The organism is Mesorhizobium sp. M2A.F.Ca.ET.043.02.1.1, from assembly GCF_003952405.1.
Classification (GTDB): Bacteria; Pseudomonadota; Alphaproteobacteria; order Rhizobiales; family Rhizobiaceae; genus Mesorhizobium.
Genome location: NZ_CP034445.1, coordinates 2,909,417 through 2,923,324, shown reverse-complemented (window position 1 = coordinate 2,923,324; position 13,908 = coordinate 2,909,417). Strand labels below are relative to the sequence as shown.

12 protein-coding genes and 1 pseudogene are annotated in these 13,908 nt (G+C 63.6%); 4 read left to right on the top strand and 9 right to left on the bottom strand.

All coding sequences use genetic code 11. The features are described from left to right. Window positions 1–84: 84 nt before the first annotated feature. The 5 genes from EJ068_RS13735 to EJ068_RS13715 all read right to left on the bottom strand — a co-directional run bounded on the left by EJ068_RS13735 (window position 85) and on the right by EJ068_RS13715 (window position 4,999). Window positions 85–2,160: a 3-hydroxyacyl-CoA dehydrogenase NAD-binding domain-containing protein gene (locus EJ068_RS13735; RefSeq protein ID WP_127386311.1), complete on the bottom strand. Its 2,076-nt coding sequence runs from the start codon at window positions 2,158–2,160 to the stop codon at window positions 85–87. 336 nt (window positions 2,161–2,496) lie between these two features. After that, on the bottom strand, window positions 2,497–2,658 hold the full coding sequence (locus tag EJ068_RS32625) for a hypothetical protein (protein ID WP_189512684.1): 162 nt from the start codon (window positions 2,656–2,658) through the stop codon (window positions 2,497–2,499). Then, window positions 2,627–3,424, bottom strand: a complete 798-nt coding sequence (locus EJ068_RS13725) for a transposase (RefSeq protein ID WP_189512638.1) — start codon at window positions 3,422–3,424, stop codon at window positions 2,627–2,629. The genes EJ068_RS32625 and EJ068_RS13725 overlap by 32 nt, the downstream gene beginning before the upstream one ends. A gap of 330 nt (window positions 3,425–3,754) precedes the next feature. Next, window positions 3,755–4,345 carry a hypothetical protein gene (locus tag EJ068_RS13720; protein WP_129554593.1) on the bottom strand — a complete coding sequence of 197 codons (591 nt, stop codon included), beginning with the start codon at window positions 4,343–4,345 and terminating at the stop codon, window positions 3,755–3,757. 45 nt (window positions 4,346–4,390) lie between these two features. Continuing rightward, window positions 4,391–4,999: a TetR/AcrR family transcriptional regulator gene (locus EJ068_RS13715; RefSeq protein ID WP_127249852.1), complete on the bottom strand. Its 609-nt coding sequence runs from the start codon at window positions 4,997–4,999 to the stop codon at window positions 4,391–4,393. Between the two features lie 78 nt (window positions 5,000–5,077). Between EJ068_RS13715 and EJ068_RS13710 the strand changes: the two genes are divergently transcribed. Both EJ068_RS13710 and EJ068_RS13705 read left to right on the top strand, forming a co-directional pair. Continuing rightward, window positions 5,078–6,361: an MFS transporter gene (locus EJ068_RS13710; protein WP_127249853.1), complete on the top strand. Its 1,284-nt coding sequence runs from the start codon at window positions 5,078–5,080 to the stop codon at window positions 6,359–6,361. A 295-nt stretch (window positions 6,362–6,656) separates the two neighbouring features. Beyond that, window positions 6,657–8,231 (top strand): alkaline phosphatase, encoded by a 1,575-nt coding sequence (locus EJ068_RS13705; RefSeq protein WP_127249854.1) that lies wholly within the window; start codon window positions 6,657–6,659, stop codon window positions 8,229–8,231. A 213-nt stretch (window positions 8,232–8,444) separates the two neighbouring features. Here the strand turns inward: EJ068_RS13705 and EJ068_RS13700 are convergent, their stop codons facing one another. Next, entirely contained in the window at window positions 8,445–8,726 is a 282-nt protein-coding gene (locus EJ068_RS13700; RefSeq protein ID WP_126083653.1) for a hypothetical protein, read from the bottom strand. A 201-nt stretch (window positions 8,727–8,927) separates the two neighbouring features. Here EJ068_RS13700 and typA point away from each other — a divergent pair, with 201 nt between their 5' ends. Continuing rightward, window positions 8,928–10,757 (top strand): translational GTPase TypA, encoded by a 1,830-nt coding sequence (gene typA / locus EJ068_RS13695; RefSeq protein WP_126063759.1) that lies wholly within the window; start codon window positions 8,928–8,930, stop codon window positions 10,755–10,757. A 50-nt stretch (window positions 10,758–10,807) separates the two neighbouring features. Here the strand turns inward: typA and EJ068_RS13690 are convergent. After that, window positions 10,808–11,433, bottom strand: a pseudogene (locus EJ068_RS13690) (DUF1062 domain-containing protein). Window positions 11,434–12,062: 629 nt separating this feature from the next. On the opposite strand from EJ068_RS13690, the gene EJ068_RS13685 reads away from it, so the two are divergent. Next, window positions 12,063–12,674 (top strand): LysE family translocator, encoded by a 612-nt coding sequence (locus EJ068_RS13685; protein ID WP_127249855.1) that lies wholly within the window; start codon window positions 12,063–12,065, stop codon window positions 12,672–12,674. Window positions 12,675–12,782: 108 nt separating this feature from the next. Here EJ068_RS13685 and EJ068_RS13680 read toward each other — a convergent pair whose 3' ends face one another. Continuing rightward, on the bottom strand, window positions 12,783–13,106 hold the full coding sequence (locus EJ068_RS13680) for a YciI family protein (RefSeq protein ID WP_127249856.1): 324 nt from the start codon (window positions 13,104–13,106) through the stop codon (window positions 12,783–12,785). 144 nt (window positions 13,107–13,250) lie between these two features. Continuing rightward, window positions 13,251–13,814 carry a peroxidase-related enzyme gene (locus EJ068_RS13675; RefSeq protein ID WP_128314964.1) on the bottom strand — a complete coding sequence of 188 codons (564 nt, stop codon included), beginning with the start codon at window positions 13,812–13,814 and terminating at the stop codon, window positions 13,251–13,253. Window positions 13,815–13,908 lie beyond the last annotated feature (94 nt).

The window sequence follows — 13,908 nt, the reverse complement described above, 5'->3', positions numbered from 1 at the left end:
CTGTTCTGCACCGTGGCATTCTTCGCTTGAAGTTCCGGCATGGATTCCAGGGTCTACGCTTCGCTTCGCCCTGGAATGACGAAGTTACGGGGCGCCGCCCGCGCCCTCCCACGATCCCGTCTCGGCAAACCTTTTCAACGCCGGCGCCGGCTCGAAAATCGCCCGTCCGGTCCGCCGGTGCCAATACTCCAGGCGCTCGACGATCTTGCCCGCGCCCGCAAGCCCGGCCCAGAACATCGGTCCGCCCTTGCCGATGGGAAAGCCGTAGCCGTTGACCCAGACGACATCGATGTCGGACGCGCGGGCTGCTACCCCCTCCTCGAGAATCCGCGCACCTTCGTTGACCAAGGGATAAAGCGTGCGCTCGATGATTTCCTCCGCGCCGATCTCACGCCGGGCAATTCCAAGCTCCGCCGCCTTGGCGCGGATCAGTGCCTCCACATCCGGGTCCGCGACCGGCTCCCGCGCGCCGCTCTCATAGCGGTACCACCCACTTCCGGTCTTCTGACCGAAGTGACCCTGTTCGCACAGCGTATCAGCAATCACCGCCGTCTGGCCACGCGCCTTGCGGTTGCGCCAGCCGATGTCGAGGCCGGCGAGGTCGCCCATCTGGAACGGTCCCATCGGCCAGCCGAAATCGGTGAATGCCTTGTCGACCTGGGCAGGGGTGGCACCTTCCAGCAGCAGCGCTTCGTTCTCCGCCCCGCGCGCGGACAGCATCCGGTTGCCGACAAAACCGTGGCAGACGCCGACGACGACCGCGACCTTGCCGATGCGCCGGGCGAGATCAGTGACCGTCGCCAGCACCTCGGGCGCGGTCTTTTCGGCTCGCACGATCTCCAGGAGCTTCATGATGTTAGCCGGCGAAAAGAAATGCATGCCGAGCACGTCTTGCGGCCGTGACGTCGAGGCGGCGATTTCGTTCACGTCGAGATAGGAGGTGTTGGTGGCGAGGATGGCGCCGGGCCTGGCGATGGTGTCGAGCTTGCCGAACACCTCCTGCTTGACGACCATGTCCTCGAACACGGCCTCGATGATCAGGTCGCAATCGGCAAGGTCGGCATAGTCGGTGCTGCCCTTGAACAGTTCGAGGCGCTTCTGCTTGGCCTCCTCCGTCAAAGAACCGCGGCTGACCGATACGGCATAGTTCTTCTCGATCGTCGCCAGCCCGCGCCCCAGCGCCTCATCGCTGGTCTCGAGCAAGGTCACCGGCAGGCCGCCATTGGCGAAGGCCATGGCGATGCCGCCGCCCATCGTGCCGGCGCCGATGATGCCGACGCGTTCGAGCCGACGCTTCTGCAGGTCCTTGCCGGGCACCTTCGCCGCCTCGCGCTCGGCGAAGAACAGATGCCGCTGCGCGCGCGACTGATCGCCGGCAACGAGCTTTTGGAAAAGCTGCCGTTCGGCGGCAAGCGCTGCGTCGAAAGACAAGGTGATGGCGTTGCGCACGGCCTCGGCGCAGGCGATTGGCGCTTCGAGGCCGCGCGCCTTCCTGGCGAGGTCAGCGGCCTGGGCGTCGAGGGTGGCAAGATCGGTCTCGGCGAGGCGGTCCTTGCGCTCACGCACCGGCACGAAGGGGCCGCCTCGGTTAGTCATTTCGTGGGCGAAACGAACGGCCTCCGCCGGCAGATCGCGGTCGACGACCGCGTCGACAAGCCCCGCCGCCTTCGCCTCGCCGGCCGAAATCGGCGTTCCGGAAACGATCATGGCGAGCGCCTTCGCGGCGCCCACAAGGCGCGGCAGCCGCACCGTAGCGCCGCCGCCCGGCAAGAGACCGAGTTTTACTTCGGGCAGGCCGAGCTTGGCGCCGCGATCGGCGATGCGGAAATGGCAGCCGAGCGCCAGTTCCAGCCCGCCGCCGAGCGCCGTGCCGTGGATGGCGGCAACTGTCGGCTTGGGAATCGTTTCAAGCAAGGCGATGATGGCGCGTAGTTCCGGCTGCTGGACCGGCTTGCCGAATTCGGTGATGTCTGCGCCGGCGACGAAAGTGCGCCCGGCGCAGGCTATGACGATCGCCTTGGCGGCAGGATCGTAGCGTAGCGCGGCAAGCGCCTCATAGAGCGGCTTGCGGACATGAAAACTCAGCGCATTGACCGGCGGATTGTCGATGGTGACCACCGCCACGCCGTTGTCATTCGTGACGCTGACAGAACTGGACAAGCGGAACCTCCCGAGACCGGCTGCAATGGCGCAAGGGTTTACTAGGCCGGCCCGTGAATGGGAACCCGAACCAGACTTGGCGCAATGGTTAGTTGAGAGCGGCTGGTTTCCCGACAAAGGGATTTTGAAAGGTTGGCTGCGTTTTTGCGTTGGCAGGCGGTATGCGTTGGAGATTGGCAGAAACGTCCATCGCGATCGTAATTCCAGGGCGGAGCAGGAGCGAAGCTCCGTCGCGGAGACCCTGGAATCCATGCCGTTACCTTGATCCAAGAGCGGCAGCGGAGCAGAATTCTGCACCGTGAGAGGCGCGCCTGCATAACGGCATGGCAACTGTGTTCACGCGAATGCGGTTTTGTCGCGCATGATGGCGTTGAGGACGACCAGGAGCTTCCTTGCGACGGCGATGATGGCGAGTTTCTTGGACCCTGAGCGGGCAGCAAGTGCGGTATAGAAGGTCTTGAAGCGCTCACAGGTTCTGATGGCGGTGAGGGCAGCCATATAGAGGGCGCGACGCACGCGTGATCGCCCGCCCTGGATCTGGCTCCTGCGGCTGAGCTTGCCGCTCTTGTTGTCGAACGGGGCAAGGCCGGCGAGCGCGGCGATTCGCCTTGGGTGAGCGCTGGCCGAGCTCGGGCAGGAGCGCCAGCAAAGAGAGCGCGCCGACATTGGAGACACCGGGCACGGAGACCATCAGCGCATGGTCGCGAGCGGTGTCCTGGTTTTGACGAATGACTTCGGCAATCTGGCTCTCGAACGCCTTGATACGCGTGTCGAGGAAGGCGATCGTCTCTTCCAGATCGGCAATGACGGCCTCCTCGAAAGCCTCGGCGAGGTGCTTCTTCAGCGCTGCCCGCATCTCGACCAAATGATCGCGGTGGCCGGCAAGCGATTGAAGCCGCTCGACTTCTTCGCTCGGCGCCGGCTCGGCCTCAGGGTTATAGCGACGGCCATAGTCGCTCAGCATCCTGGCATCGAGAGGATCGGTCTTGGCGCGCCGGCGCGTCGACTTCGAATAGTGGTGGGTGTGCGCCGGGTTGTGCCGCGAGAACGGCACGCCGGCCTTGGCCAGCGCATGGCGCAGCAGCCGGTCATGGACACCTGTCGCCTCCATGACGACGAAGTCCCGACTGGGATCAAGGCCTGCCACATAGGCGGCGATCGCATCGGCCTGGTTGTCGATGCGCCGAAGACGGCCGCTTGTCTCATCAAAAAAGTCGAGCCACTGCTTGGAGATGTCGCAGCCGACATAGTTCTGGGCTATCATGTCCACGCCTCTTCCTGTGGTGCGGGGTCTGCTTCGAACAGCCCCGTGCAACTGTTCAGGTTGATGGTTCACCGGTGGGAAGGGACCGGGCCATGCCACGGCCTGTCCGAAAGGACGACCACGATCCACTCGGTCTCCTTCCCACCTCAACCATACACCAGAACCAACACACAGGATTCTATGGTCTGCGCCGCGTCGCTTCGCTCCTTGCTCCGCCATAGAATGACGAAGTTGGGGCGGCTCCAGCCAATCCCCGGCGTTTGCGCTGATTTTCACGGGCGGCGGAAAATCGACACCAAGACAAACTTTCAAAAGCCCTGTGCAGCGCCACTAGTTATCTACCCGGCCGAAGGGCGGCACGTCGCCGATCACTTCGCGCTTGTCCTTGCCGCAGACGAAGGTCTTGGCTTTCTCATCCGCCAGCTTGCGCGCCTGATCGTTGGCCTGTGGGTTGCCGGTGGCCAAAACCAGGCCGACGGTGCAGCCCTGATGCTCTTCCGGTTGCGCGACCTTGGCGACGACCAGCACGTCGGTCGATTTCTTGTCGTCCTCGGGGTTGCTGACCGAGCGGCGATGGATGGCGGCGAAAGGGATGGCGATGTCGCCATTGGTCTCGATGCGCCATTCCACTTTCGGGCCTGAGCCGTTGAAGGCAGTGAAGCTCTCCCAGACCGCGGTCATGTCGTCGGACGGAAAGCCATAATAGACGGATTCGCGCGCGTCGTCGTAGCCGATCAGCACCGGGTAGCCGCGATAGCCTGAGCAGACGAGGCTCGCCCAGTCGCCGTCGCCTTCCGCGGCCTGGGCATAGGTCACGCAGTCCTTCTTCGAATCGAGATCGGTGTAGGCGCTGGAGATGTCGCCGGCCTGGGCCGCCTGGCAGAAACCGGCAAGCGCAAGCGGGATCAGAAGGGCACGCATCGATGGCAACTCCGTTTCGAGCTGCCGGAAGCGTAACGCCGTCCGCTATTTCTTCAAGCTGGCTTCGATCAAGAGGTCGGCGTTGCGGGCGACCGACGCCGCCGGTCCGCCATGGCCGAAAAGCTGGCCACTGATATAGGCGCCTTCGATGAGGAGGAGCAGCCCATCGCCCAGCGTGTCGGAATCGGCTGCGCCCATCGCCGTCGCCATGGCGCGCAGGCGCCGGCGCAATTCCTGCTTGTTGTTCTCGCTGACGATGCGCGCCGGGTGACCACGCTCAGGATATTCCACCGCGGCGTTGGTCATGCCACAGCCGCGATAATCCGGCTTTTGCGTGCGTTTGCCGACACGGGTCAGGAAAGCGATGATCTGGGCGCGCGGATTGCCGGGATGCGCGTCGACGGCCTCGTCGAAGCGCTCCCAGAATTCGAGGTCGTATTTGCGCAGATAGGAGGCGGCGAGCTCATCCTTGGACGGGAAACTGCGATAGAGGCTGGGCTTTGTGACGCCGGCGCGCCTGACGATCTCGTCGACGCCGATCGCCCTGATGCCCTCGCGGTAGAACAGGTCGCGCGCCACGTCGAGAATCTTGTCGGCGGCCCTCGGGGCGGGGGCCGTGTTCAACGACGCTTCAATTTTATTGTCCGATGGCATGCAGACGACTCGCTTGACAATGTTACTGACCGGTACGTATGTATGGTGCCATCCCATTGCAACGTACCGGTCAGTAACATGATAGCTCAATCCCGTCCGTTTGGCCAGCGCTACGCCTTCGTCGTTGTCGCGGTCATCTTTCTTTGTCTTTTGATTGCAGCAGGGCTTCGTTCAGCGCCGTCAGTCATGATGCTGCCGCTGGAAGAGAGCTTCGGCTGGCGGCGCGACATCGTCTCGCTGGCTGCCGCGATTGGCATCTTCCTCTATGGTCTGACCGGACCGTTTGCCGCGGCGTTGATGGAGCGGATCGGGCTGCGCCGCACGCTGCTTGCCGCGCTGATGATCATGTCGGGCTCCACCGCGCTCAGCCTGCTGATGACCAAGCCGTGGCATCTGCTGATCACCTGGGGAGTGTTTTCAGGCATCGGTTCGGGCGCGGTCGCGACCGTGCTCGGCGCAACAATCGTCAACCGTTGGTTCAAGACCAATCGCGGCCTGGTGATGGGGTTGATGTCCGCCTCCAGCGCGACCGGCCTGCTGGTGTTCTTGCCGCTGCTTGCCTCGCTGGCCCAGTCGGGAGGTTGGAAGCCAGTCGCCATAGCGATCGCGATCGCCACCGCTGCTCTCGTGCCGCTGGTCTTTCTGCTGGTGCCGGAACGCCCGGCCTCGATCGGTCAGGTGCGCTATGGCGCCGATGCCGACGACGTGCCGCCGGTGTCGCCCGCATCGCAGGGCAATTTCCTGGCGCATACGCTGAACACGCTGCGCCGCGCCGCCGGCACACGGGTGTTCTGGTATCTCTTCGCCACCTTCTTCGTCTGCGGCTTCACCACCAACGGCCTCGTCGGCACGCATCTTATCGCCTTTTGCGGCGACATGGGCATCGGGGAGGTGCAGGCGGCCGGGCTGTTGTCGATGATGGGTATTTTCGACCTGATCGGCACCACCCTGTCCGGCTGGCTCACCGACCGTTTCGATCCGCGCAAGCTGCTCGGCGTCTACTATGCCGTGCGCGGCCTGTCGCTGATCTATCTGCCTTATTCCGGCTTCTCGGCGACCAGCCTGATCATCTTCGCCGTGCTCTACGGGCTCGACTGGATCGCCACCGTGCCGCCGACGCTCCGGCTCGCCAACGAAGCCTTCGGCGACCGTAGCGGGCCGATCGTGTTCGGCTGGATCGTCGCCGGCCACCAAGTGGGCGCAGCGGCGGCTGCAGCCTTCGGCGGCACGATGCGCGAGTTGCAGGGCAATTACGAACTGGCCTTCCTGATCGCCGGCATGACGGGCATCGCGGCGGCCTGTATCTCGCTGCTGATCAATACGACCAAGCTGGCATTCGAGCCGGAGCCGCAGGCGGCTTGAGCTGCCAATCTCACCCCTTGTGGGGGAGATGCCCGGCAGGGCAGAGGGGGGCGCTGTCCCGCCGACTTGTCAGTTGAATTGCAGCCAATCAAAGCCGTCGGCCAGAAGCTCGAACAGGCCGTCCCTGAGAAGTTGGCGATCCTTCGCGCCCCCCTCTGGCCTGCCGGCCATCTTCCCCACAAGGGGGAGATCAGCAGTTCTGTCGACTGTTATCAAAACTTCATGGTTCCGAGACACGCCTGAAACAATGAGGCGAGAGCTTGGCGGTCCCGTTCAAAGCCATCCGGAGACAGCCATGGACAAGCTTTCCCTTACCCGCCGCGCTTTCGTCACCTCGGCCAGCGCCTTCGGCCTTGTCGGCGCCTCCGGTCTGGCGCTGCCCTATTATTCCCGCGCCAGCCAGCGGCCGGCCTTCACGCATGGCGTGCAGTCCGGCGACGTCGACGCCACGTCCGGCATGGTGTGGACGCGCACCGACCGGCCCGCGCGCGTTATGTATGAAGTGTCGACCACCGAAAGTTTTGCAAACGCCACAAGGCTCGCGCCGCTCGATACGTCGCCGGCCAGCGACTGCACGGTGAAGCGGCTGCTCACCGATCTCGCCTCCGACCAGGACATCTTCTACCGCATGATCGCGGCCGACCTGTCCGACATCAACGCCGTCTCCGAGCCGATCGTCGGCCGTTTCCGCACCGCGCCGTCCTCGAAGCGCGACGTGCGCTTCGCCTGGTCAGGCGACACCGCCGGCCAGGGCTGGGGCATCGACGAGACCGGCATGAAGACCTATTCGACCATCGCCAAGCACACGCCGGACTTCTTCCTGCATTCGGGCGACACGATCTATGCCGATGGCGCGCTGAAGGACGAGGTCGACCTGCCCGGCGGCGGCAAGTGGAAGAACGTCGTCATGCTCGACGGCAAGCGCAAGGTCGCCGAGACGCTGGACGAATATCGCGACCAGTGGAAATACAACATGATGGACAAGCATGTGCTTGCCCTCTCGGCCATCTGTCCGACCTTCTACCAATGGGACGACCACGAGGTTCTCAACAACTGGTCGGACTCGAAGGACCTCAGCAAGGACGACCGCTACAAGGAAAAGTCGATCCATGTGCTGGCGGCCAGGGCCGCGCGCGCCTTCCATGAGATGACCACCATCCGTTACGAGCCGTCGGAGCCGGGCCGCGTCTACCGCAAGATCTCGCATGGGCCGCTGCTCGACGTGTTCTTCCTCGACATGCGCTCCTATCGCGGCCCGAACGGCGCCAATCTGGATGAAACGCTGACGCCGAAGTCGCGCATGATCGGCGAGGAGCAATCCAAATGGCTGAAGCGCGAGCTGGCGAACTCGAAGGCGACCTGGAAGGTCATCGCCGCCGACATGCCGCTCAGCCTCGTCGTCTGGGACTACGCGGCGAAGAAGGCCGGCTTCGAGGCCGTCAGCAACAACGACAACGGCAAGCCGAAGGGGCGCGAGCTCGAATTCGCCGATGTGCTGCGCTTCATCAAGACTGCCGGCATCACCAACACCGTCTGGCTCACCGCCGACGTGCACTACACGGCGGCGCATTACTACAACCCCGACAAGGCGCAGTTCCAGGATTTCAATCCGTTCTGGGAATTCGTGTCCGGCCCGATCCATGCCGGCACGTTCGGCCCCAACGACCTCGACATGACCTTCGGGCCGGAGCTGAAATTCATCAAGGCGCCGACCGCCGAGCAGGGCCAGAACCTGCCGCCGTCGGCAGGCTTGCAGTTCTTCGGGCTGGTCGATATTTCGGGTGCGACAGAGCAGCTCACCGTGCGCTTGATGGATCGCGACGACAACGAGCTTTACAAGGTGACGCTGGACCCGGTGCGATCGGCTTGAAGTGAAAGTAAACCGTCGGCGGTACAGCGCCCCCCTCTGGCCTGCCGGCCATCTCCCCACTTGGGGGGAGATCAGCAGCTTTGGCGCCTCGCTCCTTCGGCAACGTCGGCGATTGGCGAAATCAAACGCGACAGCCAACTCCCTCAAGTGGGGGAGATGTCCGGTAGGACAGAGGGGGCGCGAAGGATAGCTACGTTTGCGGTATTGAGAGCGTCAATCCGGATAACAAGCGCGCGGAATGTTCGGCCAGACCGCGGTGTCGCAATTGGCATCCTTCTGGCGCTGCTTGAAGGCGGCGCTGACCGGGCCGGTGACGATCGGGTCGACGCCGTCGGGGGCATCGGCGAACATCTGCTGCGCCGTTTGGGCATCGGGCGGCGAGATCGGATCGGCTTGCCTGAGCGCCGCCGCCGACTGCGCGGCGCCCGCCGCGACGAGCAGGCCAAGCGCCGCCCACGCGAAAACCGGACGCAATCTGGACATCTGATCGGTCATGAACATGAAATCGCCCGGCCCCTCAAAGGTTCCGCCTTGGTTAACAGATTCATTTCACACCAAGACGTTTAAGAATCAGTGACCATTATTTGGGGTCGGGCCTCCCCTTTCGCAAATGCGAAAAACCTTGTATGAGCCGCGCAACCGAAAAAGGCGGCGCTTGTTAAGCCTGCCGCCTGCAACGTTTCCGAGACCAGAAAAATGAACCTCCGAAATATCGCGATCATCGCGCACGTCGACCATGGCAAAACCACGCTGGTCGATCAGCTTCTGAAACAGTCCGGAGCCTTCCGCGACAACCAGCGCGTCGCCGAACGCGCCATGGATTCCAACGACCTCGAAAAAGAGCGGGGCATCACCATCCTGGCCAAGGCGACCTCGGTCGACTGGCACGGCACCCGCATCAACATCGTCGACACGCCCGGACACGCCGATTTCGGCGGCGAGGTGGAGCGCATCCTGTCGATGGTGGATTCGGCGATCGTGCTCGTCGACGCTGCCGAAGGGCCGATGCCCCAGACCAAGTTCGTTGTCGGCAAGGCGCTTAAGGTCGGCTTGCGGCCCATCGTCGTCATCAACAAGATAGACCGTCCCGACGCCCGCCATGTCGAGGTTGTCAACGAGGTGTTCGACCTTTTCGCCGCGCTCGACGCCACCGACGAGCAGCTCGATTTCCCGATCCTCTACGGGTCGGGCCGCGACGGCTGGGTGTCGGAAAACCCCGAAGGTCCGAAGGACCAGGGCCTAGCCCCGCTGTTCGACCTCGTCGTCAAGCATGTGCCGGCGCCGACCGTCCATCCGGGTCCCTTCCGCATGATCGGCACCATCCTGGAAGCCAATCCGTTCCTTGGCCGCATCATCACCGGCCGCATCGAGTCCGGCACGCTGAAGCCCAACCAGGCGGTCAAGGTGCTGCATCACGACGGCACGCAGATCGAGGCCGGACGTATCTCGAAAATCCTCGCCTTCCGCGGCCTCGAGCGCCAGCCGATCGAGGAAGCGCAGGCGGGCGACATCGTCGCCATCGCCGGCCTGTCGAAAGGCACCGTCGCCGACACGTTCTGCGACCCGCAGGTGAGCGAGCCGCTGCATGCGCAGCCGATCGACCCGCCGACGGTCACCATGTCCTTCCTCGTCAACGACAGCCCGCTTGCCGGCACCGAGGGCGACAAGGTGACCAGCCGCGTCATCCGCGACCGCCTGCTGCGCGAGGCCGAGGGCAATGTCGCGCTGAAGATCGAGGAATCGGCCGAAAAGGACTCCTTCTTCGTTTCCGGCCGCGGCGAATTGCAGCTTGCGGTGCTGATCGAGACGATGCGCCGCGAGGGTTTCGAGCTTGCCGTGTCGCGGCCGCGCGTCGTCATGCAGAAGGGCGAGAACGGCGAATTGCTGGAACCGGTCGAGGAAGTCGTCATCGACGTCGACGAGGAGCATGCCGGCGTCGTCGTGCAGAAGATGTCGGAGCGCAAGGCCGAGATGGTCGAGCTGCGTCCTTCCGGCGGCAATCGCCAGCGCCTCGTCTTCCATGCGCCGACGCGCGGCCTGATCGGCTACCAGTCGGAGCTGTTGACCGACACGCGCGGCACCGCGGTGATGAACCGGCTGTTCTTCGCCTATGAGCCTTACAAGGGCGAGCTGCCCGGCCGCACCAATGGCGTCTTGATCTCCAACGAGCAGGGCGAGTCGGTCGCCTACGCCATGTGGAATCTGGAAGACCGCGGCCCGATGATCATCGATCCGGGCGTCAAGGTCTATCAGGGCATGATCATCGGCATCCATTCGCGCGACAACGACCTCGAAGTGAATGTGCTCAAGGGCAAGAAGCTCACCAACATCCGCGCCGCCGGCAAGGACGAGGCGGTGAAGCTGACGCCGCCGATCCGCATGACGCTGGAGCGGGCTCTCGCCTGGATCCAGGACGACGAGCTGGTCGAGGTGACGCCGAAGACCATTCGGCTGCGCAAGCTCTATCTCGACCCGAACGAGCGCAAGCGTTTCGAGAAGGCCGCCAAGGTGATGGGCGCGGCGTAAGCTTTCCAGCCAAGGGTTCAAAAGAGGGAGCGTGTGCTCCCTCTTTCGTTTCAGCGGCACGCGGCCGACAGGATGGCGCGGCAATCCGCCTCGTCGGCTAGACCGATGCGCACCGCCAGGCCGTCCCGAACCGGCTTGCGCAAGGCTTTCGCGCCATCCGGTTCCATGGTCAGTCGCCTTCGGTCGTCCAGGGCCTGGAGTCTTGACCGCGAAAGGCCGAGCTCGCCGGCAAGCAGGCGGTCCAGCCGCAAAGGCGTCGTCCCCTCCAGCCGAAGCTCGAGCGCGAGGGCGTTGGCGTGTCCCGGCTCTCGGTCGAGCGGCTCCTTTCGAACCGTGACATCGGGAGATTCCTCGACCCGTCCGGCTCGGTTGCGCAGCGGGGCGGCATCGAAGGCATAGCGGCGCGCAAGCGCCGGATCGTTGCTTTCGAGCCTGCCAGCAGCGCCGGCTCGATATCGTGGCGGTTTTGTCGTTCCAGGATGGTGAAATTCCAGGAGTTTTCGCAGCCGCTGCAGCGATAGATCAGCCAGACGTCGATGCGCTTGCCATTGGCATTGACGCGGAATTTCTCGCTGCATTTGTATGGTCTGAAGCCGCCGCAGCGGTTGCAGTTGATGAAAGGTCGTGGCGCGATTGCGGGCGCGATCGTCCAGAGGACACGCAAGGTGGAAGACATGCCGGTAGGCCCTTCCCGTCGGGAAGTCCGTCAGGCCGGCAATGTCCGAGATGCCCTTCATGGGCACGGCGTGGCGAAAGACTGTGTTGTCTGGAAATCAAGCGTCGGCGCGATAGCACTCGACGGCGGTTCAGCAATGCCAAACCGGTCTCGAACCGCCGCCTGAAGAACACGTGAAAATGGAGCAGGCGGCGCCAATGGCCGCGCCTGCGGTGCATTCAGAGGAGTTGGCGAGACCGGCGGTTACTGAGGCAAAGTGATGCTCGAAAATGGATGTCGGGCGGGTCTTGTAGCTAAGGCTGAAGGGAACGGCAAGAGCAGCACAAGAGCAGCAATTGTCGGCGTCGGCGCTGCCCCTCATCCGCCTGCCGGCACCTTCTCCCCGTGAACGGGGAGAAGAGGGCTGGCCGCGATGCTGGTGCCTATCCTGCAACGCCGGCGACTGACGAAAGCAGCCATGAGAGCGTCCTTCGCCCCGTTTACGGGGAGAAGGTGCCCGAAGGGCGGATGAGGGGGCGGCGCCGGCGCTGCTAGCTATTGTCTCCTTGCTCAACGATCGCATCTTGCCAGGCGTGCCAAATGTGATGCGATCCGGTATGGTCTGTTCCTGTTCAAAAGGAAGCGCTCTCATGCATCTCGCCTCGCTGCTGATCTTCGCCGCCGCGCTCTTTGTCGCCGCCGGTTCGCCCGGCCCATCGATCGCCGCACTCGTGGCGCGGGTGATCTCGAAAGGGTTCCGCGACGTCTTCCCCTTCCTGCTGGCGATGTGGATCGGCGAGGCGATCTGGCTGTCGCTGGCGGTGTTCGGGCTGGCCGTAGTGGCGCAGACCTTCCACTACGCCTTCGTCGTCGTGAAGTGGATTGGCGTGGCCTATCTCGCCTGGCTAGCGTTCAAGATGTGGACGGCGCCGGTGGAGGCCAAGGAAGGCGAGATGCCGCGCGAGGATTCGCCTGTGAAACTGTTCTTTGCCGGCATGGCGGTGACGCTCGGCAACCCGAAGATCATGATGTTCTATCTGGCGCTGCTGCCGACCATCATCGATCTCGCCTCGGTCAGCGTCGTCGGCTGGGTCGAGCTGACGCTGACAATGGCTGTCGTGCTGGTCGTCATCGACCTAGCCTGGGTGCTGGCCGCTTCGCAGGCGCGCCGGCTTCTGAAAAGCAAGCACGCCATGAAGATCGCCAACCGCGTCAGCGCCACGACCATGGCGGGCGCCGCCGCGGCAATCGCCGCGCGCTAAAGCAATTCCAGAAAAAGTGTGAGCGGTTTTCCGCCCGGAATTGCGTCAAACAAAAAGTTAGAGCGGTTCGCCGTTTCCGTGAAACGGTGAACCGCTTAGGCGCCGGCCTCACATCATCTCGATGATCGGCGCGATCTCGACGCTGAAGGCCGGGTCCATCAGGATCGGGCACTCTTTGGCTTTGGCGACGGCATCGTCGATGTCCTTGGCCTCGACGATCGTGTAGCCGGCGGTCGGATTGCTGCCGCCATTGTTCTCGACCTTGCCGCTGGGCAGAACCGTCTTGGACATGCCGACCGGATTGCCGCCGTCGACCACGGCCGAGCCGAGCTTGCCGTACCAGCCGGTCCAGGCATCCATAGCCGCTTTGCGTTCGGCCTCGTCGGTCGGCATCTTGCCGGAGCCGTGATAGACATAGAGAAATTTCGCCATGTTCTCCTCCCTTGTCGGCGGCGTCGAACCGGCACGCGGCCACGCCGCTTGCGATATGCGGCTGCGCCGCAACCCTGATCATCCGACCAAATGGCGGGATGGGCAACGAAAAATTCGGTATTGCTAATATAATGACAGCGGCCGCTATCGCGCCATGGCGTGGTATTCGGGATTTGGCCGCATGTCGACCGCGGCGGCCACGCGGTTCGACATATTGAAGAACGCGGCGGTCGAGGCGATGTCCCAGATGTCGCGGTCCGAAAAGCCGGCCTGGCGCAAGGCGGCTCGGTCGGCTTCCACAATCCTGGCCGGCTCCTCCGTCAGCTTCACGGCGAATTCGAGCATGGCGCGCTGGCGGTCCGACAGATCGGTGGCGCGGAAATTCATCGCCATCATCTCGCCCAGCGCCGGCTCGCCCGACAGCTGACGCACCGCCGCGCCATGCGCGGTGAGGCAGTAATAGCAATGGTTGATCGAGGAGACGGCGACCGCGATCATCTCGCGCTCCAGCTTCGACAGGCCCGAATCGCCCAGCATCAGATCGTTGTACATGTCGGTGAAGGCGCGCAGCTTCTTCTCGTCGAAGGCGTAGGCGAGCAGCACGTTGGGCACGAGGCCGAGCTTCTCCTCGCATTTGGCGAAATAGGCTTTCGTCGACTCGCTCAGCTCCGCCTGGACAAGCTCAAGCGCGGTTATTTTGCCGGTCATATGGGTTCTCCTTGCAGGCCGATGGCGTCAGTTCGAATTTTTTTATGCGTCGTCAAACCTTTGTCGCGAAACGGCGGTCATCTGCTACGATAGC